This is a genomic window from Candidatus Bathyarchaeia archaeon (genome assembly GCA_038873195.1).
Taxonomy (GTDB): domain Archaea; phylum Thermoproteota; class Bathyarchaeia; order Bathyarchaeales; family Bathycorpusculaceae; genus DSLH01.
In genome coordinates, this window is the sequence record JAVZEV010000001.1 from 742,959 (window position 1) to 764,539 (window position 21,581).

Genomic DNA, 21,581 nt, shown 5'->3' on the forward strand with positions numbered 1-21,581 from the left:
CCTCAAGAGCCTCCTCTTTTTCCATTTCTTCCTTTTCTTCCGCTTCTTCTGTCACTTTTTCCTCTTTAACTTCTTCTTTGACCTCTTTAAGGTTCAAAATTGTTATCTTCTTTTTTCTTGCTTCAACAAGAATTCTTGCGCGCTTTCTTTTACCAACAGTATGCGCAATTCTAATAGCTTGCGTTTTAGGGTCAATTTCTTTAAGATCTTCTGTATTGTAAACTAGGACTTCCTTGTAGCCGGAGGGGTGAAGCCCCCGTGCCGCTTTTGGTCCTCTATACCCAACGTTTACAGTGGCGGGCCATCCTTTGACTTTTTTCCGCATTTTGTTATCGATACCTTTTGGTTTGCGCCAGTTTTCCTTTAGGCGTATGTACCGCCAACTTTCTTGTCTTACAAAGGCGGGTTTCTTCTTTTTTATACGTTCTCTGAGTTTCAAGGTTTTTTCTGGTGCCGCCATTTTTACATTCCCTCGCTTCGTTCATACACGTATATGCCGTCTAAGAAAACCCGTGGGTCTTTTCTTTTCACTTTAGTTGCTTGTTCTATGTTTGCTGCTGTTTGGCTTACGTCTTCAAGGTTTATGCCCTGAACAATCACATCTTCGCTTTGAACTTTAACTTGAGCGTCGCCTACAATTTTGGCTTTTCTAGAGCCTCGTTCTCCCGTGAAATTCTCGATTAGTACGGTTTTTCCTTGAACTTTGACTGATATTGGAAAGTGTGAGAAAACTATTTTGAGTTTGTATGTGAAGCCTTTTCTAACTCCGGTTATCATGTTTTGAATGTGCGAGTAAACGGTGCCTACGAGGGCTGTTTCTTTTTTGCGTGGCCATTTAGCCCAAACGCGGATGGTTTTGCCATTGAGCTCAATGGATACTGGCGCATGCGAAAAGTCACATGTTAATGTTCCTTTTGCGCCCTTGAGTGTGACCTTCCTACCTTCCACTGTAGCTTCCACATCATCCGGAATTTGAATACTTCTTGAGACTTCAACCATCCGCATTTCAAGACACCTTTCTAATACACAAAAGCTACTAGTTTGCCTCCCAAGCGTTTTTCTTTTGCTTCGGTGTGAGAAAGAACACCTTTAGGTGTTGACACTATCAATATGCCAACGCCCCTTGAAGGAAGGAACTTTTTCTCCCATTCTTCAAACTCGTCCACTTTAACTGAAAAGCGTGGTTTGATAGCGCCGCACTTGTTTATTCTTCCCAAAAGCTGAACCTTAAACTTCCCAGCGCGGCCGTCGTCTATGAATTCGAATTCTCCAATGTAACCGTTTAACTGTATAATTCTTAAAATTCGACCCAAGAGTTTAGACGCTGGGCTAATTACACATTCGCGCTTGTTGCGCATCTCGTTGTTTATGATTGTTATCAAACCGTTTGCCACTGTGTCCATCGTGTTTTTCCTCATCACTCATATTTTTTAAATCCAAGTTTTTTGGCTACTTCTCTAAAACAATGCCGACATAAATATAAATTGTAACGTCGAATAACCGGTCCGTAAGATCCACATCTGCTGCATGGTCTTGCTCCTTTGCCATATTTTCTTTCTTTCTTTGGTTTCTGTTTACCCATTTTAATTTCTCACCTAGACGATTTCAACTCCTAAAGTTTCTTTAACAAACATCATGGTCTCCTCTGGTTTTAAAATGTGTTTTGAACCAATTTTCGCCTTTCCCCTGCGCCGATTTTTGACGCGGTATCCAGGGCGAATTAGAGAAACACAAACGTCCATGCCGTATATGCCTATGTCTGGGTCGTATCTTACACTTGGAATTTCGATGTGTTCTTTTATGCCGAAGGAAAAGTTGCCATATAGGTCAAAGCATCCTTGGGAGAGTTTGTTGTCGATTACGGGTAAAACTTTCTTCAAAAAGTCTATTGCTTTTTGTTTTCTAAGGGTCACGATGCATGCTATGGGTTCTCCTTTTCGAATGCCAAAGTCCCTAATGGTTTTCTTGGCTTTTCTTTTGCAAGGAGTCTGACCGGTTAATTCTTTCAGAACCTTCGTGGCTTTTTCCAACGGCTCGCCAGACTTGCCAACACTGATGTTAACGACAACTTTCTCTATCTTCGGTTTAAGAGAAGGATGCTCTTCCCATGCTTTACGAATTTCGTCCTCAGACAATTTTAGGCTGCCTCCGGTAGTGATATGAGTGGGTGAGCTTCGCCTATTGCAAAGACGAAGTCCAAAATTGTCTGATATCGATTGCCCTTCTCATCTTCGATTATTACGAGAGCGTTCTTACGTTTTTTACCCTTCACTTTTTCGATTTCAACTATCTTACCGTATTTTCCAATGTTTTTTCCGCCTGTTATCATGGCGAGAACGTTTTCTTTCAGTTTTACATGCTCAAGAATTTGCCTTTCTGGGAAACCTATCTTTAGAGTGTCGAAGGTTTCGTAAACATCTTCCTGCGGGTTTTTAGGATCAGCAACCTTAACAAGAACGTTTGAGCCATCATGAAGATTAATTTGCACATGCCCATTTTTAACAACGGTTTTGTTTTCTATCTTGCATAGTTTGAAGTTTGCTTCATCCTTACTGATTGGGTGAAGAATCAAGCCTTTTCTTGAAGGTAAAACACGGAAGTACTTTTCAGCGTCCGGCAAAGAGATAACATCCATTAAACCCGTTGGAAAGTCGTCTTCGCGTCTAACTTTTCCATCAACAAGCATTTTTCCTTGCGAAACTATCGTTTTAGCCTCTTTCTTAGTCTCTGCGAAGCCTAGAATATCACGGAGAACCACAGTCAAAGGCACACATTTATCAAGTGAATGTGGTCCAGGCGACGGTTTTACAACCCATACTTTTTCTTTTTTGTGGATTGGCCAAAATCCCGGTGCTGGTTTGCGTTTTAGTCCTGTTGAGCCTCCTTTTCTTCCCAAGCTATTTTCCTCCTTCAGTTTTTTCTGTTGTTCTGCGTTTGGCTCTTGGTTTCTTTGCTTTGGGTTTTTCCTTTTTCTCTGGTCTTTCTGCTTTCTCTTCAGTTTTTTCCTCTTTTGCTTTCTCGGCTACTTTTTTCTTTCTTCTTGGCGGTTTCTTTTCTGGCGGTTTTTCTTCGATGACTTTTTCCTTTACTTCGGCGACTTTTTTCGGAGGTTTTTCCACTACTTCTTCGATTTTTTCGCGTGTTGCCTTTTTTCTTTCCAAGATTTTTTTTCGCCATTTGTCATCGAGATTTAGGCGAGTTATCATGACTTTGGAAGGATGTATGGGAACAAATATTGTGGTGCCGTCAACTTTTTCTCTTGTTAAGCCTTCAACGTAAATTCTGTATTTTTTTCGGTCCACTTTGGTTATTTTTCCTTCGAACCCCTTGTGGTCTCCACGCGTTATGCGGACAGTGTCGCCGCTTCTAACTGGCAGAGTTTTCACTCCTTGCGAAGCTTGTAATTCGGGCGATAAAGGCGCAGCGAAAAGTTTGTAACGTATGTGGGACGGAGCTTGAAAGACCATTTTTCTTTGTTTCGACGGTTTTGTTACTGGCTTTATTGCTTGCATGTTCTTCCCTCTACACTATGATACTGGCGGCGCTCGCTATTCTTGGCCATCTTTCCGCTGCCTCTTTTGCCACTGGACCGCGAATTTCGGAGCCTTTCATTTCGCCATCGGGCGTTATTATTACTGCAGCGTTGTCTTCGAATTGAACCCAGACGCCGTCAGCTCTTCGGTAGGGTTTTCTTTGCCTGACAATTACTGCTTGAAAGATTTTCTTTCTCATGTCTGGCGTTCCATGTCTAACTGACACGGTTATTTTGTCGCCGACTGCAGCGGAAGGATAACGCCGTAACCTTCCTTTGTAACCCATAACTTGAACTAATCTTAGGTCTCTGGCTCCGCTGTTGTCAGCACATCTTAATATTGCGGGAGGCTGTAATCCTCTTGAAATTTTGGGTCCATGCCCGAGCATTCCCTTAGCAACTAATGCTCTTTGTTTTGCCTTCGCCGCCATTTTTACTTCTCCTCCATTTTTTCAACGACGACAAACGAGACGGTTTTGCTTATTGGGCGGCATTCAGCTATTACTACTCTGTCGCCTTCTTTCACTTCTATGCATGGCGGAGCGTGGGATGGAATGCGACTGTGTCTTCTCTCATATCTCAGAAACTTAGGAACATAATGGAGATATTCACGTTTCACTATGACTGTTTTATCCATTTTTGCGCTAACAACAACACCGTCTAACACACGACCTCTAACTGGGAGTTCACCGTGGAAAGGACAGTTTCGGTCCTTACAAGTCTTCCTAGGTTTCTTAAAAACCAGCGACATCACCACAGCCTCCTTACATGCCGTTTAAGGCGGTCTTCCGGTCTTCCAGTAAGAATTTTGCCGTCAATCTCCACAATTGTGCCATCGGGAAATTTAAAGTGGAAAACCGCCATGTTCTTAATGACTATTTTCTTTTCGCCTTTATGTAAAATCGTAAAAGTGTTGCGTGTCTCATCTACTATTTTTCCAGAAATTCCCAAATACCCCGTATGCGTGCTTTTAGCAACTTTGGCTTCGTTCCCTATGAACTCGCAGCGGATTATATCAGGTGTTACTTTCATCGTTTCTTTTTCTCCTCTTTCTTTTCTTTGTTAAGTCCGAGTTTTTGTTCGTTTTCTATTGTTAGTATCCGAGCGATTGTTCTGCGCAGTTCTCGGATTCTCGCAGGGTTTTCTATTGTGCCGCCTGCTTTAACCATCGTTTTTAGCCTGACAAGTTCTGTTTTGAGCTCGTCAAGTTTTTCCATTCTTTGTTCGCTGGACATGTCCCGTATCTCTTTGACCCGCAGTATTGGCATTTTACTTTGTTTCCTCCTTTTCTTCACCTGCTTCTTCCTTGCGTTCTTCTTCTGCAGCTTCTGCTGTTGGCTCTTCTGTTTTTTCTTCTGCAGCGGCTTCCATTGTTTCTTCTGGACTCTCTTCTTCGGTTAGCGGGGGAGCCTCCTCCACTATTTGGATTTTATCTGGAAACTTTGCGTCTGGTGGCATTATTCTTACTCTTACACCGAATATGCCGGGTTTCAATTGAACGTGAACTTCGGCTTTGCGCATGTATTTCAGCGCCGCGTCTCCAGTCTTAGGTAAGTATCCAGTCCGGAATTTCTCAAATCTTGCTCTTTCAGTTCTTAATTTTCCGCTTATGATTATTTCCGCGCCTAAAGCTCCAGCGTCCATGACTTGGTTTAGAGCCCAGAACCCGGCACGTCTGAAATGTACGCCCCTTTGCAGAGCGGAAGCCACACGAGAAGCGACAACATAAGCGTTTAATTCGGGAATTTCAATTTCAGAAACAGAAATTTGCGGGTTGGAAATTTTGAATTTTTCTTCCAAAATTGCTGCGAGTTCTCTTATTGTTTCTCCACCGCGTCCTATGACCAGCCCAGGACGCATTACGTAAATTACTACGTGTGTTCCAAGCGGAGTTTTTGATATTGTCACTCCGCCGTATCCGGCTCTTTCAAGCTTTTTCTGCAAAAACTCGTCAATTTCTGTTTTCTTTATTGATTCTGTCACAAAATGTTTAACGACTGCCATATTACGTTTCTACTCCTGTTTCTGGTTGTTCTTCTAAAGCTATTTCAATGTGGCATAGAGTTTCAAAGTCTGGTGTTGCTCTTCCAGAAGCGCGTGGCATGAACCGTTTTACTTTGATTCCAGGGAATGCGGATGCGTGTATTATGCGTAGTCTGTCGGTGTCTAAACCTTTGTATTCAGCGTTTGCTTCTGCGCCTTCAAGTATTTTCAGCACGTATTTTGCTGCTTTTACTGGGTATTTGCCTGCGTAGGCTTTTGTTAGTCCGTGACGGTGACCCGCTTTCTTCTTGAATCTTCTGAAGGGAACCGCTTGTTTTTTGGCTATTACGTCCTTAAGGTATTGTTTTGCTTTTGCGAGCATCATTCCTTTGATTGTTCTGCAGACTTCGCGAGCGGATTTATGGGATACTCTAACTTCTCGCCCGCTTGCTTTTGCGGTTTTTTCGGGGTCTAATGCTTCTTCTGTTATGGAGTATCCCCATTTTGGCAATTTGTATTCTCTCCAACTGTGCAATTGAACAGCTACATGGCGATTTATATGGTTTTCCTTTAACGTAAACGATTTTCAGACTAACTTACGCCTTTTTAAAACATGCTTTTTTCTTCAAAAATGTTTCCTTTGAACGTTTGCGGGCGATAAAGTGGATGTGCAAGACAAAAAGTTACTCCTTCTAATATCTTTTGTTTATCCCATGTGGGAAGTTTTGCTTTTTCTTTCATCGGCATCCACATGAGATATATGCCGAAAGCTTGTTGCTTACGCTTTAGTTTGTGTGAAACCTTAATTGAATCGACCGGTTTGAAACCAAGCTCTTCCATTTGCCACTTCATAAACCAAGGGCTCCAATGATTTTCTAAGCCTATGGTAGCGAAAACAGCAGCGCATTTTTCGTTATTCACCATGTTTTTTATGAGGACTTTGCCAAAACTGTGTCCTTTTGCTTTTCTTAAAACCCAGATACAATTCAACACTATTATGTCATCGCCTATTATGGGATAGCCAGACGCCTCTGACGGCGCATACTCTATTTGTCCAACTATCCTATTGTTGAGCGTTAAAAGTTTCTTATGAAAACCCTTAGCGATTGCTTTCTCCAAGTATTCATTTCTTGACTTATATTTTCTGAACGGCATGGGCGCCAAGCATCTATAAAGATAGTTTTCGTAGTTTTGTTTCTAGTGATGTCAATAATTTTGGCTTGCAAGAGGTAGCGCCTTTGATAGTATAGAAGGAAGAGCGTATTCAATTTTTGGGTTTCGGCTTATAGAAGAGCAAGATTATTCCAGTTAATGCGAGCGCTACGCCTGCAGCTTGCCATACTTCAAATTTTTCTCCGAGAATTGTTATTGAGAAGGCAGCAGCTGAAAGAGGCTCTATAATGGATAGTATGCTTCCTTTTGCGGATTCAACGTATTTTAAAGCGTAAGAAAAGAGAAGATATGCCGTGAGGGAGGGAAAAAGTCCAATTACAATTATTAGCGTCCAAAGTTGTGGGGGATAATTGATGATTTGGGAGGAAGAAAAGAAGAGGGTGGGGATTAGAGCGATTGCGCCTATTCCGTCGCCATATACCAGTAGAGTCCAGTTTGTGTAGCGGGTTCGTAGTTTTCTGCACATTAAAAAGTATAACGCAAACAATAGGCTCGTAAGTATGCCAAAGGCTAGACCCAAAAGGTTTGTGTTTAACCATGCGGCTTCGTAAGCCTTAACGACAAGCGTAACGCCCGAGAACGCCAAGGCTATCGCAAGTATTACCATAGAAGTTATTTTTTCTTTGAAAAATATTGATGCGTGAACTGTGACGAAAACGGGATACGTGTAAAACATCACTGCTGCTATCGTCGCAGTTGTCAATTCAACAGTGTAGAAATAGGCGACTCTTTGAAGAGCCACAGCCAAAACGCCAAAAATTATTAGTTGTGGAAGGTCTTTCTTTTCAATTTTGAGAAGACTTCTCCTAAACAAGAGTAGCGCAAATAGCATTGTTGAAGATGAAATTATGATTCTCAAGGCAGTTAGCGTCACCGGGTCAATTCCATAAGCGAAAGCAAGTTTTCCAAAAATTCCCATAGTTCCCCATATGACTGAAGCTGCGACTATGAGAAGATACCCTTTCGTTTGCTGCATGACTTATTAGAAAGCTTATTCTAACTTTAAAAATTGAATGGTGAAGTTTTAGGCGCATTTACGATGTGTTTATGTTCAACTTGTATAGTAAAGTATTCAGAGTTTAAGACGGGAGTGGAAATCGTTGACGGTTAAGAATGGGCATATTACTATGTTGCATGGTGCTGGCGGAACAGTCATGCACGACCTGGTTAAGAATTATATTGTGAGGTATTTTGGCGGAGCTAACAATATTGATGTTCCGCTTGAGGCTTTAGATGATGCGGCGGTTGTTGGTGATGTAGTGTTAAAAAGCGACTCACACGCGGTAAAACCCATTTTCTTTCCAGGCGGAGACATTGGACGCCTCGCGGTTTCTGGCACAGTTAACGACATAGCAGTTTTGGGCGCTGAGCCTTACGCGTTAACTTGCGGTTTTGTTCTCGAAGAAGGTTTAGCCTTAAACGATTTTGAGAAAATTCTAGCCAGCATGCAAAAAACATGCAAAGAAGCCAACGTAAACATTGTGACAGGCGATACTAAGGTTGTTGAAAAGGGAAGTTTAGGCGGCTGTGTAATAAATGTTTCCGGAATTGGCAGACGAACTAACGCTTTAGAGAAAAACCTCAAAGTTGTTAAACAGTTCAGAAGTGATTTTGGAACGCGGTGGATTCTCGACTCAAACCTTAGGGCTGGAGACAAAATAATATTGTCTGGAACAATCGGAGACCATGGTTTGGCTGTTTTGTCTGCACAAGAAGGACTAAGCTTCGGAAGTGGCATAAAATCTGATGTTAAACCCTTAAACCGTTTGATTCAGTGCTTGCTCAGCGATGTCGGCGGCGTCGTAGCCATGAAAGACCCAACAAGAGGCGGATTAGCTGACGCTTTAAACGAGTTCAGCGAAAAATCCCACGTGGGCATACTTGTTCAAGAGGATAAAATTCCAATAAGAGAAGACGTGCATGCAGCTTGCGAAATGCTTGGGTTGGACCCGCTTGAAATTGGAAATGAAGGAAAAATAATCATTGGTGTTGTGAAAGAGAAGGCTGAAGAGATGCTGGAGCTTCTGAAAATGACTAAGGAGGGAAAAGAAGCGGAAATTATCGGTGAAGCCGCAAGAGACTTTAAGGGTGTAGCGATGCAAACAGTCGTTGGTGGGAAAAGAATAATCGCTAGACCGGTTGGAGACCCCGTGCCGAGAATATGCTAACTCGCTGATTCAGCTGTCATTTCTCTTGCCCATATTCTGCATGTTCCTTCTATGCTTACCATGCAAGCGCCAACTGGTTTTTGTGGAATACACGCCTTAAGAAATAGCGGACACTCTGTAGGCTTAATTTTACCGATAATAACAAGATGGCATTTGCATCCGTGTTGTATGTCAGCGCCATGCTCAACCTTCACGCCATGCTTCAAATGGGCATCGTAAACAGCATACTCACTGCCAAGCACACATTTTGAAGACGGAATTGTGCCAAGTCCACGCCAGTTACCATCCACAACATCAAAAACTTTCTGCATTAACTCTTGCGCTTTCGTGTTGCCTTCCCAAGTTACTGCCCGCGTATATTCATTTTCTAAGCGTGGAGTACGCTCTCTTAACTGCTTCAGAATCATGTAAACGCCAAACAAAACATCAAGCGGTTCAAAGCCAGCCACAACCGTCGGCATACCATATTTTTTCGGAAAAACCCCATAAGATTTCAGTCCAATTATGGTGCTCACATGACCAGGCGCAATAAACCCGTCCAAGTTTAAGTCTTCCATTTCAGCTAAAAGCTTCATGGCTGGTGGGATTACACGATGAGAAACCAGAAAAGAAAGGTTTTTTGGCGGTTTGCCTTGGATTTCCACGGCTGTTGAAGGCGCTGTGGTTTCGAAACCTACTGCAAAAAACGCGAATTCTCGATTTGACTCCTTTTCAGCCAATTTTACAGCATCACTGACACTATAGACAACACGCACATCAGCACCTTCAGCCTTAGCGTCTAAAAGAGACATTTTCGAACCCGGCACACGCAAGACATCCCCAAAACACGTGATCGTCACGCCTTTCAGAGCTAGCTGCACGGCTTCGTCAATTTCAGACGCGGGCACTATGCAAACTGGACAGCCCGGACCCGCAATAACCTCAACATTAGCCGGCAATAAACTGCGTATTCCAAAATGTGTAATTGTCCACTCGTGCGTGCCGCAGACATGGCAGATTTTGACTACTCCCTCTTTGGGTGCGACATCGTGAATTTTTTCTGTTACACGTTTCGCGAGTTCTGGGTCGCGAAACCTTAATTTTTCAGTCATTCTAACTCAACTGTCTAGTTTTTCGGTGTTTCCGCTTCGAGAATTTCATTCCATAGTTGTATTGTTTCTTTTGCTTCTTTTTCGTCCAAAACTTGAATTGCGTAGCCAGCGTGCACCAACACGTAATCGCCTACTTTCGCATTTACAAGCGTCACATTAACTTCTCTCAAAACGCCTTCGCCGAAATCCACTTTGGCTTTGTCTTCTTGAACGCTTATGACTTTTGCTGGAATAGCCAAACACATTAATTATCAATATTAAACCACGAATAGACGGTAATAAAATGGTTATGGTTTAAACTTGGAAAAATCCACCTACAACTACTTGACCAAAAGATACGCCGCCGTCGCCGGGTGGAACAGCCTCGTGAACTAGAAATCGTAAACCAGCAGCTTCCACTGTTTTCCATATTATTGACGCTAGTATTTGGTTGCATGCTGCTCCACCGGAAAACCCGATGGTTTTGACGCCGTTGTTTTTTGCGTTTTCTATGGCTAGTTCTGCTAATCCTCTGGCTAAGTAGGAGTGCATGGAATAGGCTAAGTCTGCTTTGGAATGTTTGTTTCTGTTTTCGAAAATTTCCAGTAGCATCTGTGTCGTGTCTAACGTGTTGCTCTTTATTATGGGTTTAAGCCTAATTGCATCTTTACCTTTTAACGCTATGGATTCGAGCTTCATCGCCGGCTCGCCCTCATAAGTGCGTTCATAACAAACGTCCAAAACAGCGGCTGTAGCGTCGAGAACTCGTCCGCAGCTTGTTGTCGCAGTAATGCCGTTGTTTTTCTCAAGCTGGTTTAGGATTAGGTTGATTTCGTTTTCGCCGTGTGGGAAATGCTGTTTGTTTTGTAAAAGCCAGCTTTTCACATTCGCTTTTTTGTGGAGTATTCCTGCTGCCATTCTTAACGGAAAACGTGTGGCTAAGTCGCCACCGACCAAGGGCTGCTTTTCGAGGTGGGCTACTCGTTCAAAATTAGAAGATTCACGCGTGCAGAGCAGAATTTCGCCGCCCCATGCTTCGCCGTCCACGCCATAACCGTATCCGTCGCAGCAGATGCCAACAATTTCTTCTACGCCGTGCTCAATCATTAATGCGGCGATATGCGCATAATGATGTTGCACTTGAAACAGTTGCCAATTATTTTCTTCCGCCAAGTCACGGGCGAGCTTTGTTGTTGTAAATTTAGGATGTAAGTCACAGGCGACTGCGTCTACTTTACTGTTTGTTAAGCGGACTAGGTGTTTTGTTGCGTTTTCCAGAAACTCTCGGGTTTCGATGTTTTCTACGTCGCCTATGTGCTGGGAAAGGAAGGCTTTATTTCCAAGCAAGACACATGCGGTGTTGTTGAGTTCTCCGCCCAAACCTACAATGCAACGTTTCGCCTTTTCCTTCAACATTATCGGTGCTGGAGCGTATCCTCTTGAGCGCCTTAAGAAGACAAGGGTTTTGCCGTGCATTCGGGCTACTGAGTCGTCGCATCTGTGGGCTATTTGGCGGTTATGAAAGAGGAAGTAGTCAACCGTGCTGCCTAAGGCTTGCAAGGCTTCTTCGTCGTCTTTTATTATTGGTTGGTTTGGCGGGTTAGCGCTTGTCATCACGAAAGCTGGCTCGTCTACCTTGTCAAATAACATGTAATGCAATCCAGTGTAAGGTAGCATGACGCCAACGTTATGTAATCCCGGGGCGACTAGATTGGAAAGGTAATACGTGTGGCTTTTGTTTAGCAAGACGATTGGGCGAGTGTAAGCGGTTAGAAGTGCTGCTTCTTGTTTGCTTACTTCCGCGAAAGTTTTTATGGCTTCCAAGCTTGGCGCCATAATAGCGAAGGGCTTCTGGCTGCGATGCTTGACCTCTCTCAACTTAATTAACGGTTTATCCTTAAGCGTCGAACATGCCACATGAAATCCGCCATAGCCTTTGATTGCCATTATAAAACCTTCAGCAAGAAGCTTGCCAGCCTCTCGAACAGGGTCTTTGTGCTCAACTAATTCTCCTTTATTAGTTGTCAAATACACTTTTGGCCCACATTTTGGGCAAGCCACAGTCTGAGCGTGAAAACGCCTATTCAGAGGGTCTTTGTATTCATTTAGGCAGAAGCTACACATTGGAAATTCCCGCATAGTGGTGTTTTCGCGGTCGTATGGAAGTTTCTCGATGATTGTGAATCTTGGACCGCAGTCCGTGCATGTGATGAAAAAATATTCATATCTTGGGTCTTTAGGGTCTCTAAGCTCTTTTAGGCAGTCGTCGCATATGGCTATGTCAGGTGGAATAACAGAGCCAGAAAGCTCTGTTTCCTTTGAGCTTTTATGAATTGAGAAATTGGCGTACTCGTCTTTTCCTTTAAGTTCTGTGGTGAGTATCTCGTGGATTTGAGCAAGCGGCGGCTTCTTTTCTTTTAAGTCTCTCATGAAGTTTTGGATGTCGCTTTCTCTGCCTTCTAAGAGAATTTCTACTCCGGCATCGCCTCTATTTTTTACGTAGCCTTTAAGGTTGTTTTTCACAGCAGTGCGGTAAATGAAGGGTCTGAAGCCTACTCCTTGAATTATGCCGACTATTTTGATTTTTAAGCGCACTGCAGTGTGACTCCTGAATTTAGAAACGTTGTGGGTGATTTACATAAGTGTTAAGCTGTTTAAAGTATGCTTAATACGTTGTTTTTATATGAGGTGCCCGCTGGCGTAGTAAAGGAATGGAAGCGCAAGCAAAATTGTGTTATAGCCCAGTTTCGTAAGCGAATATTTCACTTTTAATGGTGGTCCTTCCTCCACTGTTCTTTGGACGAAACGGGTTCGCACCAGGATTTTCAGTTTATCTGATAAAGTGCGTGAGTTTACGCCTAAGATTCTTTTCAGTTCGCCGAAACTTGCGGCGTTTTTGAGGAAGAGTATGTAGAGGATTTGAAGGTTCCATTTCTGCGATAAAAGAGTGAAGCTTTCTTCGAGACTCTGCATTGTCTCTTTTAAGTCTTCAACGCTTAATTCTTGCTTTTGGAATATTTGGCGAAGAGTTTCCTCTATACCTTCAAGGTTTACTTTTAGGCGGGATTCTACGAAATTGCGGAGTTCGTCGCTTAAGACTACCTTGCGGTTCATGCGTGTACACCTAGTGTGTGAAAGTTTACTACAAGATTTATATGGTTTAATTTTTAAATCTGGTGTATAAAAATAATAAACGCTTCATTCAGAGCGTGAGAGTTAAATGTCAACCAAACAAGAAACAGAAAAATTCGAAACCCATTCTACAAGCATATGTCCAGAATGCCTCAAACGGATTCCCATGAGAATTTACGAGGAAAACAACATAATCTATCTGGAAAAAACCTGTCCTGAACATGGAAAGTTTGATGACATTTACTGGGGCGACGCTGAACTTTACAAGTGGTTTTATGATAAATGGTATAACGATAAGTACGTGGGCACTGGTTTGGAGAATCCGCATACCAAAACGGTTAACGAGTGCCCGTTTGACTGCGGAATTTGCCCAAAACACAAGACGGCTACCATTTTAGGTATAATTGACATCACAAACCGATGCAATCTGGCTTGTCCAGTCTGTTTCGCTTATGCTGGAGCCGCAAATTATGTTTACGAGCCTTCTTACGAGCAGATTGTTGACATGATTAAGCTCTTAAGAGCTAATCGTCCATGGGCTTGCAACGCGCTACAGTTTAGTGGTGGTGAACCAACAGTTAGGAATGATTTGCCAGACTTGATTAGGGAAGCCAAAAAGGCTGGAATAAGCCATGTTGAGGTTAACACCAACGGGTTGCGCATTGCCGAAGACATTGATTACTTCAAGAAGTTATTAGATGCAGGGTTGAGCACGCTTTACTTACAGTTTGACGGTTTAAGAGAAGACATTTACAGAAAGACACGCGCAAGAGCAGACCTTGTTCCAGTCAAACAGAAAGTTATAGACAACGCGAGAACGCTTGGGTTAGACTCGGTTGTTTTGGTTGTCACCTTGGCAAAGGGCGTTAACGACAAGGATTTAGGCGCAATAGTAGATTATGCAATCAAAAACCATGATGTTGTACGATGCATCAATATTCAGCCGATTTCAATGGCTGGCAGAGCCAAAAAAGACGAGCTTAGAAAGATGCGCATCACAATACCAGACACGATGAAGCTGATTGAGGAGCAAACTAACGGCGTTGTTTCGCGGTGGGACTGGCGACCGGTCAACTGGCCTGTTCCAGTCTCCAAAGGCATGAGCGTAATAAAAGGTAAGGCTTATCCGGAGTTTACGATGCACCCCATGTGCGGTGCAGCGACTTTTCTTGTTGTTGAGAAGGATGGTTCTTTCAAGCCCATCATGGATTACGTGGATGTTGACAAGTTCGCCGACGTGTTCTGGAGCGTTTACTATTCGGGCGTTAAGGGTAAAAAGACGATTGCTAAAATGAAGATGCTTAAGCTGTTGCCGATGGCAAAGTCCAGCCTTGTCGGAGGACTACTCAGAGACGTCATAACCAAGGGAAGCTACGAGGCTTTGGGCGATTTCATGCGTAGAATAGTTATGATAGGAATAATGCACTTCCAAGACGTTTGGAACTTTGACCTAGACCGTGTTCAAAAATGCGCAATTCACTATGCCACGCCAGATGGCAAAATACGCTCATTCTGCACTTACAACAGCATACACAGACCAAACGTGGAAAAACAATTCGCAATACCAATCAGCGAATGGACAAAGAAAACAGGCAAAAAAATCAACGAACCAGCATAAAGAAAGAACGCTAAGTTTTGGCTAGTTTTTGTCTCTCTTCTTCTTGCAGCACTCTTCTCAGAACCTTGCCCACCAGCGTCATCGGCAGTTCCGTTCGAAACTCCACTTCTCTTATCGCCTTGTAAGGCGCCACCTTTTCGTTCACAAAATCCATAATCTCCTTTTCCGTCGCCGTCTTTCCCTCTTTCAACACAACGAAAGCCTTTGGAATTTCGCCCGCAACCGGGTCTGGCTTTCCTATCACTCCGCAAAGTTTCACGGCTGGATGCTCATAAAGCACATCTTCAAGCTCCCTTGGGTAAACGCTGTATCCCTTGTATTTAATAAGGTCCTTTTTTCTGTCGGTAATGTAGAAGTAGCCATCCTCGTCCATCTTTCCAATGTCACCAGTGTAAAGCCACCCTCCACGCAATACCTCAGCCGTTTCTTCGGGCATCTTCCAGTAGCCCTTCATCACCTGCGGACCCTTAACCACCAACTCGCCAATCTCGCCAGGCGCAAGCTCTTTCTCTCCAGTTTCCAAATCCATAATCTTCGCGTCCGTGTCAGGCCAAGGAATACCAATAGAGCCTATCTTAACAGTTTTCATCGACTTATCAAGCGGATTACAATGCGTGACTGGTGATGATTCTGTCAAGCCATAGCCTTCAACCAAAACGCCGCCTGTTACTTCCATAAACTTCTTTTGCACTTCAGGCGGAAGCGGAGCAGAACCAGAAATGCAGAACCGCACAGAAGTGCAGTCATATTTCTTCAAGTCTGGATGAGCCAAAAGCATAGCGTACATTGTTGGCGCACCGCAGAACACTGTGACTCGGTAATTGTGAATAGCTTTGAAAGTGCTTACTGGGTCGAATCGCGGAAGCAAAACGATTCTTCCAGCCAAGTAAATCGGCGCGTTCATGCCAGTTGTCATGCCGTAAATGTGAAAGAGCGGCAATACAGCAAGAAAAGTTTCTTCAGCCTCGTCGCCTTGAAGCCACTCTGCGCACATGACAGCGTTTGAAACTAAATTCATATGCGTCAACATCGCGCCTTTCGAAGTGCCCGTTGTGCCGCCAGTGTACTGAAGCGCCACCAAATCCTCTCTCGGGTTAATCTCCACACTCGGCGGCTTCGCTTCATACTTGTTTATTAGTTCAGTAAAGAAGTAAACGTTAGGTTTACGCTCAACTTTTTGCTGCGGAATCTTCTTGAGCAAACTGCCTAACACTGCCGTAGCCTTAGGCATGTAATCCTTCAGCCCAGTCACAATGACATGCTTCAATTTGGTTTTGCTCCAAACCTTCTCCACAATCGGATAAAGCAAGTCCAAAACAACTATGGTTTCGGCTTCCGAATCGTTCAATTGATGCTCCACTTCACGCTCTTTATATAGCGGGCTTATAGCAGTCGCAATCGCGCCAATCTTAATCGCACCATAATAGGCGATTATGAACTGGGGAACATTCGGTAGGAAAATAGCTACTTTGTCGCCCTTTTTCACGCCTAAACTGTCAAGGGCTGTCGCAAACTTGTCAGTCAGCAAATCCAATTCTTTGTAGGTGATTTCCTTATGAAAATAAACCAGCGCAGTTTTGAAAGGATATTTTTCCGCGGTTTTTCGCAGAAACTCGAAAAGTGGAATCTCGGGATAATCAATGTGTTTACGGACTTTTTCCGGCCAAAATTTGAACCATGGTTTTTCCAGTTTTTCCGGCTCTTCTACCTTCTTAGCTTTTTTTCTAGGCATAAATAACCCTATTTTTAAATATAAACGAAATAAGGAAGTAATAACATTTTTCCACAGATGACCTTGCAGTGAAAACCGAAACAGTTTGGATAGAATGTGCCGATGCAAAGCTTTACGGCAAACTTTATATTCCAAACGCCGTGCCAGCACCAGCTGTGCTTGTCTGCCACGGGCTGAACGCGCAAGGCTCAAACGGCTTAAGACTTTATGCTCGATTGGCTGAAACTGCTTGCAAAGAAGGATGCGTGGCTTTAGTTTTTGATTTCCGTGGAGTTGGAAAGAGCACGGGAAAATTTGATTACGGTATCGGCGAACAACAAGACGTCAAATGCGCAGTAAACTATTTAGCTTCGAGACCAGAAGTCGCTCCAAACAAAATTTTTGTTGTTGGACACAGCTTAGGCGGTGCAGTTTCACTTTATGCCTTACAAAACGAGACAAGAGTTAAGGGACTCGTGCTGTGGTCAACGCCCAAAAATCACAACTACAACGTTAGAAAATTCATCAGACGCACAAGAGGAACATTGGGTTTGTACGCGTTTTTGATTCTTTCGCGAATAGACAGGGTTTTAGATATTTCAAGGTTGCTTAATTTAGAGGTTTACGGTGTTAAGCTACGTCCACGAGACGTTCGAGAAAAACTTATGAAATTGAACGAATGCGAAGCCGCCTCAAAACTCCATAATATTCCGGTGCTCGTAGTAATAGGCGAAAAAGACATCATTGTAGGCGTGGACGAAGCGGAAGAAATCTACCGTTCAGCCAACGAACCAAAAAGCCTGTTGACAATAAACGGCGCAAACCACATTTACAAAGGGAAAGAACAAGAATTAATCGCTAAAACGGTTGATTGGATAAAAAAGGTTGGGCAGTAAAAAAGGGATTTATTGTGTTTCGAGTGGGACAAACTCATATGTTGGGTTTCCTTCCTGCGAAGTTTTCGCGACAAGTTTGACTTTCATTCCAACCTTAATCTGCGACAGCTTAAACCCAGTAAGCCACGCAAGCACTCGGACGCCTTCTTTCAATCTTCCAATAGCCACTGTGTAGGGTTTGTATTCGCAGAATGATGTGGGTCTAAAAACGACATGCGTAAACGTTTCGATTTCAGCTTCGCTACTCAATTCAACCCAGTCCATATCCGAACACAAACACTCTGAACAATCGGCAGAAGGCGGAAAATATAACCGTCCACACTTGCGGCATTTGGTTGCGTAGATTTTTCCTTCTTTCAAACCTTCCCAAAACTTCAAAGTCTTACTTATAGGCATGTCTTGCACAATTTTAATTTCTCTCGATTTTATCGAAGGCATAGACGCCATACAATTCATCTCCTCAAAATTGTCACATAACAGTAATGTCCAGTTCCGCCTACATTGTGGGCTAAAGCAACATAATTTTTCAAGGGCACTTGCCTTGACTTTTCAGTGGCTTCTTCTCTAAGCTGTTTTGTTATCTCGCAAATCATTGAGCAGCCGGTCGTGCCGATTGGGTGTCCTTTTGCTTTTAAGCCTCCGTCAACGTTCACGGGGATTTTTCCGCCTATTTCTGTTTGTCCTTCCCGAATCAGCTTAGCGCCTTCGCCTTTAGCGCATAATCCAATGTCCTCGTAGGCAAGTATTTCAGCTATTGTAAAGCAGTCGTGAACTTCCGCTACGTCAATTTGGTTTGGCGTTACTTTTGCGATTTTATATGCCATCTGAGAAGCTAAAACGCTGGCTTCGAGCCCCACATAATCTTTCCGTTTGCTCATGTTCGCTGTTCCAGAAGCGTAGCCGATGCCGGCAACCCAAACTGGCGTGTCAATTTTTAGTTCCTTAACTTTTTCTTCAGATGCCACAATAACAGAAGCAGACCCGTCAGTCATGGGGCAACAGTCAAAAAGTTTCAGAGGCGAAGCTATAACCATGGAAGACAGCACATCATCAACTGTTATTTTGTTTTGCAGATGCGCAATCGGGTTCATCGTCGCGTATTTATGGTTCTTGACAGCTACTAACGCCAAATCTTCCTCGGTTGTGCCATACTTAGCCATGTGCGCATTCGCATACAACGCATAATACGCAGGAAATGTCAACCCGAAATTGTGGAACTCCCAAAAGTAATAACCAGCCCTTCCAATCCACTCCATAGCCGTCGGAGAATCAATTTCTCTCATCTTTTCAACTCCAAGAGCCATGGCAATTTCAGCTTGTCCACTTGCTACTGCTGCGTAGGCAGTGAAAAATGCGGCGCTGCCACTTGCGCATGCTGCTTCGCAACGGGTTAAGCCAGCCTTTGTTAACCCGCAATATTCGGCGGAGACAACTGCTGGAAGAAGCTCTTCATACCATGCTCCTGCGCCTGTGGAGCCTAAAGCGACGAATTCTATGTCTTTTGCTGTTATGCCCGTGTCTTCAAGTGAGGGCTTAACGGCTTCGAAGGCTAATTCTGCAATGTTTACGTCGTTTCTTACTCCAAATTTGGAGTTACCAACACCTATTACTGCAACTTTTCTCATGGGCACTCACACTTTTTTGCATGTTAAGTATAGAAAATGGGGAAAAGAAAAAGCTACTGTGTTATTTGCCTTTGAACTCTGCCTTTCTTCGGGACATGAAAGCTTCTACGCCTTCTTTTAGGTCTTCTGTGGAAAACGACAGCCCCATAAGTCCAGACTCAAGCCGTAATCCCACATCCAACGGCACTTGCGTTCCGAAGTTCAGCGCGTGTTTTGCATATTTCATCGCTATTGGTGGTCCTTCAGCAAGTTTCTGCGCTATTGCACGTACTTCGTCTTTCAATTTTTCGTAGTGAACTATCTTGTGAACCAAACCCGCCTTTAACGCCTCATCAGCCTTCAATCTGACGCCGAGCATCACCATTTCCTTTGCTTTTGCCAAACCAACAATTCTCACTAAACGTTGGGTTCCACCCCAGCCTGGAATTAAGCCTAACAGTATTTCTGGGCTTCCAAGTTCTGCGTGTTCTGCGGCTATTCTGAAGTCGCATGCTAGGGCTAGTTCTAGTCCGCCGCCTAGTGCGAAGCCGTTTATTGCGGCTATGACTGGTTTGGACATTTCTTCGATTTTGCCGAACACTTTCTGTCCGAATCTTGAGAATTCTTCGGCTTTTGCTGGTGTCGCTTTAGGAAACATCGTTACGTCTGCGCCTGCGCTGAAGGCTCTGTCGCCCTCGCCGGTTACTACGAGGCATCTTATTGAGGGGTCTTTTTCTGCGGTGTCTAAGGCGTCTGCCAGCTCTTCTAAGAGGACATCGTTGAAGGCGTTTAGTCTGTGCGGTCTGTTGAGTATAATCCACAGTACGCTTTGTTCTCTTTCTATTTTCACGGTTTCATACGCTTTACTCAACTTTTATTCACCACATTGATGTCCATCGTTAACGCCTATATGCTTTTTCACAAACTAAGCGGAAAGCATCACGAAGTAGAAAAAAAGGAGAGTGTTTTCTTTGTTTTTTTGCGTAGCCATTCTAAGTCAAGTAGAACGCGGCTGCAGTGTCTCCATCGTATTGTTGAGGTTCGTCACCGCCGCCATATGGATAGTTTGCATGTGCATAACTGAAGACTGTTTCCATTGAAGTGTTTGGATTAGCGCCATAATGGTTTATCCACGAATATTCCAAGAAGAAGTAAGTCCAAGCACCGTTCTGATATGAAGGTTCGTCATAGCCATAGCCGTTTGCAGTGCATGTGGTCGTTAAATAGACATGTGCTTTGTTTGGCATTGCCATTAGGTTGTCGCCGAATCCTCCGCTGTAGCAGTGGTCGAGGAACACGAAGATTTTGGCGGCAACTGCATCGTCCAGTATAGCGGCGAGTTCCGTGTCGTATAGGTTGCCGTTTTCGCCGTTTTCTCCACTGCCGGAGTCCCACATGCAAAGGTAAGATGAGCCGAGACCGTTGCCTGAACCGTGACCGGAAGAGATGAAGCAAATTATGTCGTCGCTGTCCGCGCTTTGAACGATGTTTGTTAGGGCTTGTTTCACGGCGTATTCTGTGGCTAATCCATCATACTTTGGATAGTTTGCGGCGTGTCCGTCTCCGTAAACGTAAACGATGTCAAAATCCATAGCGCCTACCAAGTGGTTATACCAGTCGGAAGCATCTTCATCGCAATATGAGAGATCGCTAATGGCTTTGTAGTCGCTGATTCCAACGATAACCGCGTATTTTACTACGCCACTGGCAACATTAACGCTGAAGGTAACTGAATCTATGGCGCTATTTCCCGCGTTGTCCCATGCGCGCACATCGACCGTGTGGGTGCCGCTGGAGACACCTGTGTAAATGTGGCTTGTAGAAGTGCCTTTGTTTATCCATGAACCACTGTCGATTCGAGTCTCGTAGTAGCTGATTCCGCTTCCAGTGTCTGAACCCGTCCATGTAACGGAGACTGTTGAGCTCGTTAGTACGGCGCCGTCTGCAGGTGAAGTTATTGTTATGGTGGGAGGAGTCGTGTCTGAAGCGCCAGTTGTGACAGTAACCGTGATTGTGTATGTTCCAGAACCACTATACGCGTAACAACCAACTTTCCACGTGCCAGTAGTCACGGGATTAGTAACATTCACCCACTCTGGTTTCACGGAATAACCACTATAGACTGAGTTGGGAATGTTAGTTTTGACTGAATGGTCGCTATAAGTCCATCCGCCAGTTCTACGATTCAAATTGTCCCACATGGACAAATCAAAATCCGCGCTACTGGGCATTTGAAGCTTAGCCTCAATTTTCACTGTCCCAGAAGGAACAGTGAACGAATGTTTAGTGCTGTCTCTATTGCGGCTAACTGTGCCAGTAAAGGTAAAAACTTGCCGTGCGGCAGCCCTTTGGCTTTCCACAGCAGCTTCGTCAATTGAGAAATTATGTTTTTGTGCGGTTTCAACGGTACTATAAGCATATGCTGAGGGTGCAAGTGAAAAGGCAAAGAAGAATATTAGGAGCCCCGCTAAAAGCATACTTTTAGCTTTCATTTTCTATTCTCCTTTTTCTTTCTATCCGAGATTATGCTCTCAGATAGTTAGGAAACTGGGTTGATTGTAAGACATATATAAATTTTAAATCCTCCCATTCCACTGATTCTTCGGTTGACGCCGAGCTGAATGGCGCGCTGGCGCGCGCATCATCCCCCCTTTCGATTGTGTAGCAGTTACTTTCCTTTAAAGAGGAAAGAAG

At 43.8% G+C, this 21,581-nt stretch carries 26 protein-coding genes and 1 pseudogene; 3 read left to right on the forward strand and 24 right to left on the reverse strand.

Annotated features, from left to right (window positions below):
- Positions 1-91: 91 nt before the first annotated feature.
- The 15 genes and pseudogenes from QXW63_04190 to QXW63_04260 form a co-directional block, all read right to left on the reverse strand.
- A pseudogene (locus QXW63_04190) lies at positions 92-460 on the reverse strand (50S ribosomal protein L32e).
- A gap of 2 nt (positions 461-462) precedes the next feature.
- Positions 463-1,005, reverse strand: coding sequence for a 50S ribosomal protein L6 (locus tag QXW63_04195; GenBank protein MEM3461093.1), 543 nt, complete (start codon positions 1,003-1,005; stop codon positions 463-465).
- 14 nt (positions 1,006-1,019) lie between these two features.
- Positions 1,020-1,403 (reverse strand): 30S ribosomal protein S8, encoded by a 384-nt coding sequence (locus QXW63_04200; protein MEM3461094.1) that lies wholly within the window; start codon positions 1,401-1,403, stop codon positions 1,020-1,022.
- Positions 1,404-1,417: 14 nt separating this feature from the next.
- The gene (locus QXW63_04205; GenBank protein ID MEM3461095.1) at positions 1,418-1,582 is read right to left on the reverse strand and encodes a 30S ribosomal protein S14; all 165 of its coding nucleotides are present in this window, start codon (positions 1,580-1,582) and stop codon (positions 1,418-1,420) included.
- Positions 1,583-1,595: 13 nt separating this feature from the next.
- Positions 1,596-2,159 (reverse strand): 50S ribosomal protein L5, encoded by a 564-nt coding sequence (locus QXW63_04210; protein ID MEM3461096.1) that lies wholly within the window; start codon positions 2,157-2,159, stop codon positions 1,596-1,598.
- The gene (locus QXW63_04215; GenBank protein ID MEM3461097.1) at positions 2,138-2,896 is read right to left on the reverse strand and encodes a 30S ribosomal protein S4e; all 759 of its coding nucleotides are present in this window, start codon (positions 2,894-2,896) and stop codon (positions 2,138-2,140) included. The genes QXW63_04210 and QXW63_04215 overlap by 22 nt, the downstream gene beginning before the upstream one ends.
- A gap of 1 nt (position 2,897) precedes the next feature.
- Positions 2,898-3,512: a 50S ribosomal protein L24 gene (gene rplX / locus QXW63_04220; GenBank protein ID MEM3461098.1), complete on the reverse strand. Its 615-nt coding sequence runs from the start codon at positions 3,510-3,512 to the stop codon at positions 2,898-2,900.
- 10 nt (positions 3,513-3,522) lie between these two features.
- Entirely contained in the window at positions 3,523-3,963 is a 441-nt protein-coding gene (locus tag QXW63_04225) for a 50S ribosomal protein L14 (GenBank protein MEM3461099.1), read from the reverse strand.
- A 2-nt stretch (positions 3,964-3,965) separates the two neighbouring features.
- Positions 3,966-4,283 carry a 30S ribosomal protein S17 gene (locus QXW63_04230; GenBank protein ID MEM3461100.1) on the reverse strand — a complete coding sequence of 106 codons (318 nt, stop codon included), beginning with the start codon at positions 4,281-4,283 and terminating at the stop codon, positions 3,966-3,968.
- Positions 4,283-4,564 carry a ribonuclease P protein component 1 gene (locus tag QXW63_04235; protein ID MEM3461101.1) on the reverse strand — a complete coding sequence of 94 codons (282 nt, stop codon included), beginning with the start codon at positions 4,562-4,564 and terminating at the stop codon, positions 4,283-4,285. The genes QXW63_04230 and QXW63_04235 overlap by 1 nt, the downstream gene beginning before the upstream one ends.
- A complete protein-coding gene (rpmC, locus tag QXW63_04240) occupies positions 4,561-4,800 on the reverse strand; it encodes a 50S ribosomal protein L29 (GenBank protein MEM3461102.1) in 240 nt (79 codons plus the stop codon). Before rpmC ends, QXW63_04235 begins: the two co-directional genes overlap by 4 nt.
- Position 4,801: 1 nt before the next feature.
- Complete coding sequence (locus QXW63_04245) at positions 4,802-5,536, reverse strand: 30S ribosomal protein S3 (protein MEM3461103.1); 735 nt, start codon at positions 5,534-5,536, stop codon at positions 4,802-4,804.
- Position 5,537: 1 nt separating this feature from the next.
- The gene (gene rplV / locus QXW63_04250) at positions 5,538-6,026 is read right to left on the reverse strand and encodes a 50S ribosomal protein L22 (protein ID MEM3461104.1); all 489 of its coding nucleotides are present in this window, start codon (positions 6,024-6,026) and stop codon (positions 5,538-5,540) included.
- Between the two features lie 95 nt (positions 6,027-6,121).
- Positions 6,122-6,670 carry a hypothetical protein gene (locus QXW63_04255; protein MEM3461105.1) on the reverse strand — a complete coding sequence of 183 codons (549 nt, stop codon included), beginning with the start codon at positions 6,668-6,670 and terminating at the stop codon, positions 6,122-6,124.
- A gap of 109 nt (positions 6,671-6,779) precedes the next feature.
- The gene (locus QXW63_04260; protein MEM3461106.1) at positions 6,780-7,664 is read right to left on the reverse strand and encodes a DMT family transporter; all 885 of its coding nucleotides are present in this window, start codon (positions 7,662-7,664) and stop codon (positions 6,780-6,782) included.
- Between the two features lie 151 nt (positions 7,665-7,815).
- On the opposite strand from QXW63_04260, the gene hypE reads away from it, so the two are divergent.
- Positions 7,816-8,856: a hydrogenase expression/formation protein HypE gene (gene hypE / locus QXW63_04265; protein MEM3461107.1), complete on the forward strand. Its 1,041-nt coding sequence runs from the start codon at positions 7,816-7,818 to the stop codon at positions 8,854-8,856.
- Here the strand turns inward: hypE and hypD are convergent.
- From hypD to QXW63_04285, 4 genes are all read right to left on the reverse strand, one after another.
- On the reverse strand, positions 8,853-9,947 hold the full coding sequence (hypD, locus tag QXW63_04270) for a hydrogenase formation protein HypD (GenBank protein MEM3461108.1): 1,095 nt from the start codon (positions 9,945-9,947) through the stop codon (positions 8,853-8,855). The genes hypE and hypD overlap by 4 nt on opposite strands.
- Before the next feature lie 14 nt (positions 9,948-9,961).
- Positions 9,962-10,192, reverse strand: coding sequence for a HypC/HybG/HupF family hydrogenase formation chaperone (locus QXW63_04275; protein ID MEM3461109.1), 231 nt, complete (start codon positions 10,190-10,192; stop codon positions 9,962-9,964).
- A 49-nt stretch (positions 10,193-10,241) separates the two neighbouring features.
- Positions 10,242-12,521: a carbamoyltransferase HypF gene (gene hypF / locus QXW63_04280; GenBank protein ID MEM3461110.1), complete on the reverse strand. Its 2,280-nt coding sequence runs from the start codon at positions 12,519-12,521 to the stop codon at positions 10,242-10,244.
- An 84-nt stretch (positions 12,522-12,605) separates the two neighbouring features.
- The gene (locus QXW63_04285; protein ID MEM3461111.1) at positions 12,606-13,040 is read right to left on the reverse strand and encodes a helix-turn-helix domain-containing protein; all 435 of its coding nucleotides are present in this window, start codon (positions 13,038-13,040) and stop codon (positions 12,606-12,608) included.
- Between the two features lie 106 nt (positions 13,041-13,146).
- Here QXW63_04285 and QXW63_04290 point away from each other — a divergent pair, with 106 nt between their 5' ends.
- Complete coding sequence (locus QXW63_04290) at positions 13,147-14,676, forward strand: radical SAM protein (protein ID MEM3461112.1); 1,530 nt, start codon at positions 13,147-13,149, stop codon at positions 14,674-14,676.
- 10 nt (positions 14,677-14,686) lie between these two features.
- Here QXW63_04290 and QXW63_04295 read toward each other — a convergent pair whose 3' ends face one another.
- Entirely contained in the window at positions 14,687-16,366 is a 1,680-nt protein-coding gene (locus QXW63_04295; protein ID MEM3461113.1) for a long-chain fatty acid--CoA ligase, read from the reverse strand.
- A gap of 110 nt (positions 16,367-16,476) precedes the next feature.
- Here QXW63_04295 and QXW63_04300 point away from each other — a divergent pair, with 110 nt between their 5' ends.
- Positions 16,477-17,283 carry an alpha/beta fold hydrolase gene (locus tag QXW63_04300; GenBank protein MEM3461114.1) on the forward strand — a complete coding sequence of 269 codons (807 nt, stop codon included), beginning with the start codon at positions 16,477-16,479 and terminating at the stop codon, positions 17,281-17,283.
- Positions 17,284-17,292: 9 nt separating this feature from the next.
- On the opposite strand, the gene QXW63_04305 is transcribed toward QXW63_04300, so the two are convergent.
- From QXW63_04305 to QXW63_04320, 4 genes are all read right to left on the reverse strand, one after another.
- Complete coding sequence (locus tag QXW63_04305; protein ID MEM3461115.1) at positions 17,293-17,730, reverse strand: Zn-ribbon domain-containing OB-fold protein; 438 nt, start codon at positions 17,728-17,730, stop codon at positions 17,293-17,295.
- Positions 17,731-17,735: 5 nt separating this feature from the next.
- On the reverse strand, positions 17,736-18,908 hold the full coding sequence (locus tag QXW63_04310) for a thiolase domain-containing protein (protein ID MEM3461116.1): 1,173 nt from the start codon (positions 18,906-18,908) through the stop codon (positions 17,736-17,738).
- A gap of 61 nt (positions 18,909-18,969) precedes the next feature.
- On the reverse strand, positions 18,970-19,758 hold the full coding sequence (locus tag QXW63_04315; protein MEM3461117.1) for an enoyl-CoA hydratase-related protein: 789 nt from the start codon (positions 19,756-19,758) through the stop codon (positions 18,970-18,972).
- Positions 19,759-19,879: 121 nt separating this feature from the next.
- Positions 19,880-21,379: a caspase family protein gene (locus tag QXW63_04320; GenBank protein MEM3461118.1), complete on the reverse strand. Its 1,500-nt coding sequence runs from the start codon at positions 21,377-21,379 to the stop codon at positions 19,880-19,882.
- Positions 21,380-21,581: the final 202 nt, after the last annotated feature.

What these genes read in the sequence shown, in the direction of transcription:
- QXW63_04195 (MEM3461093.1), bottom strand. Translation starts at nt 1,005, where the DNA reads ATGCGGATGGTTGAAGTCTCAAGAAGTATTCAAATTCCGGATGATGTG.
- QXW63_04200 (MEM3461094.1), bottom strand. Translation starts at nt 1,403, where the DNA reads ATGGACACAGTGGCAAACGGTTTGATAACAATCATAAACAACGAGATG.
- QXW63_04205 (MEM3461095.1), bottom strand. Translation starts at nt 1,582, where the DNA reads ATGGGTAAACAGAAACCAAAGAAAGAAAGAAAATATGGCAAAGGAGCA.
- rplX (MEM3461098.1), bottom strand. Translation starts at nt 3,512, where the DNA reads ATGCAAGCAATAAAGCCAGTAACAAAACCGTCGAAACAAAGAAAAATG.
- QXW63_04225 (MEM3461099.1), bottom strand. Translation starts at nt 3,963, where the DNA reads ATGGCGGCGAAGGCAAAACAAAGAGCATTAGTTGCTAAGGGAATGCTC.
- QXW63_04230 (MEM3461100.1), bottom strand. Translation starts at nt 4,283, where the DNA reads ATGTCGCTGGTTTTTAAGAAACCTAGGAAGACTTGTAAGGACCGAAAC.
- QXW63_04235 (MEM3461101.1), bottom strand. Translation starts at nt 4,564, where the DNA reads ATGAAAGTAACACCTGATATAATCCGCTGCGAGTTCATAGGGAACGAA.
- rpmC (MEM3461102.1), bottom strand. Translation starts at nt 4,800, where the DNA reads ATGCCAATACTGCGGGTCAAAGAGATACGGGACATGTCCAGCGAACAA.
- QXW63_04245 (MEM3461103.1), bottom strand. Translation starts at nt 5,536, where the DNA reads ATGGCAGTCGTTAAACATTTTGTGACAGAATCAATAAAGAAAACAGAA.
- QXW63_04255 (MEM3461105.1), bottom strand. Translation starts at nt 6,670, where the DNA reads ATGCCGTTCAGAAAATATAAGTCAAGAAATGAATACTTGGAGAAAGCA.
- QXW63_04260 (MEM3461106.1), bottom strand. Translation starts at nt 7,664, where the DNA reads ATGCAGCAAACGAAAGGGTATCTTCTCATAGTCGCAGCTTCAGTCATA.
- hypE (MEM3461107.1), top strand. Translation starts at nt 7,816, where the DNA reads ATGTTGCATGGTGCTGGCGGAACAGTCATGCACGACCTGGTTAAGAAT.
- hypD (MEM3461108.1), bottom strand. Translation starts at nt 9,947, where the DNA reads ATGACTGAAAAATTAAGGTTTCGCGACCCAGAACTCGCGAAACGTGTA.
- QXW63_04275 (MEM3461109.1), bottom strand. Translation starts at nt 10,192, where the DNA reads ATGTGTTTGGCTATTCCAGCAAAAGTCATAAGCGTTCAAGAAGACAAA.
- QXW63_04285 (MEM3461111.1), bottom strand. Translation starts at nt 13,040, where the DNA reads ATGAACCGCAAGGTAGTCTTAAGCGACGAACTCCGCAATTTCGTAGAA.
- QXW63_04290 (MEM3461112.1), top strand. Translation starts at nt 13,147, where the DNA reads ATGTCAACCAAACAAGAAACAGAAAAATTCGAAACCCATTCTACAAGC.
- QXW63_04305 (MEM3461115.1), bottom strand. Translation starts at nt 17,730, where the DNA reads ATGGCGTCTATGCCTTCGATAAAATCGAGAGAAATTAAAATTGTGCAA.
- QXW63_04310 (MEM3461116.1), bottom strand. Translation starts at nt 18,908, where the DNA reads ATGAGAAAAGTTGCAGTAATAGGTGTTGGTAACTCCAAATTTGGAGTA.
- QXW63_04320 (MEM3461118.1), bottom strand. Translation starts at nt 21,379, where the DNA reads ATGAAAGCTAAAAGTATGCTTTTAGCGGGGCTCCTAATATTCTTCTTT.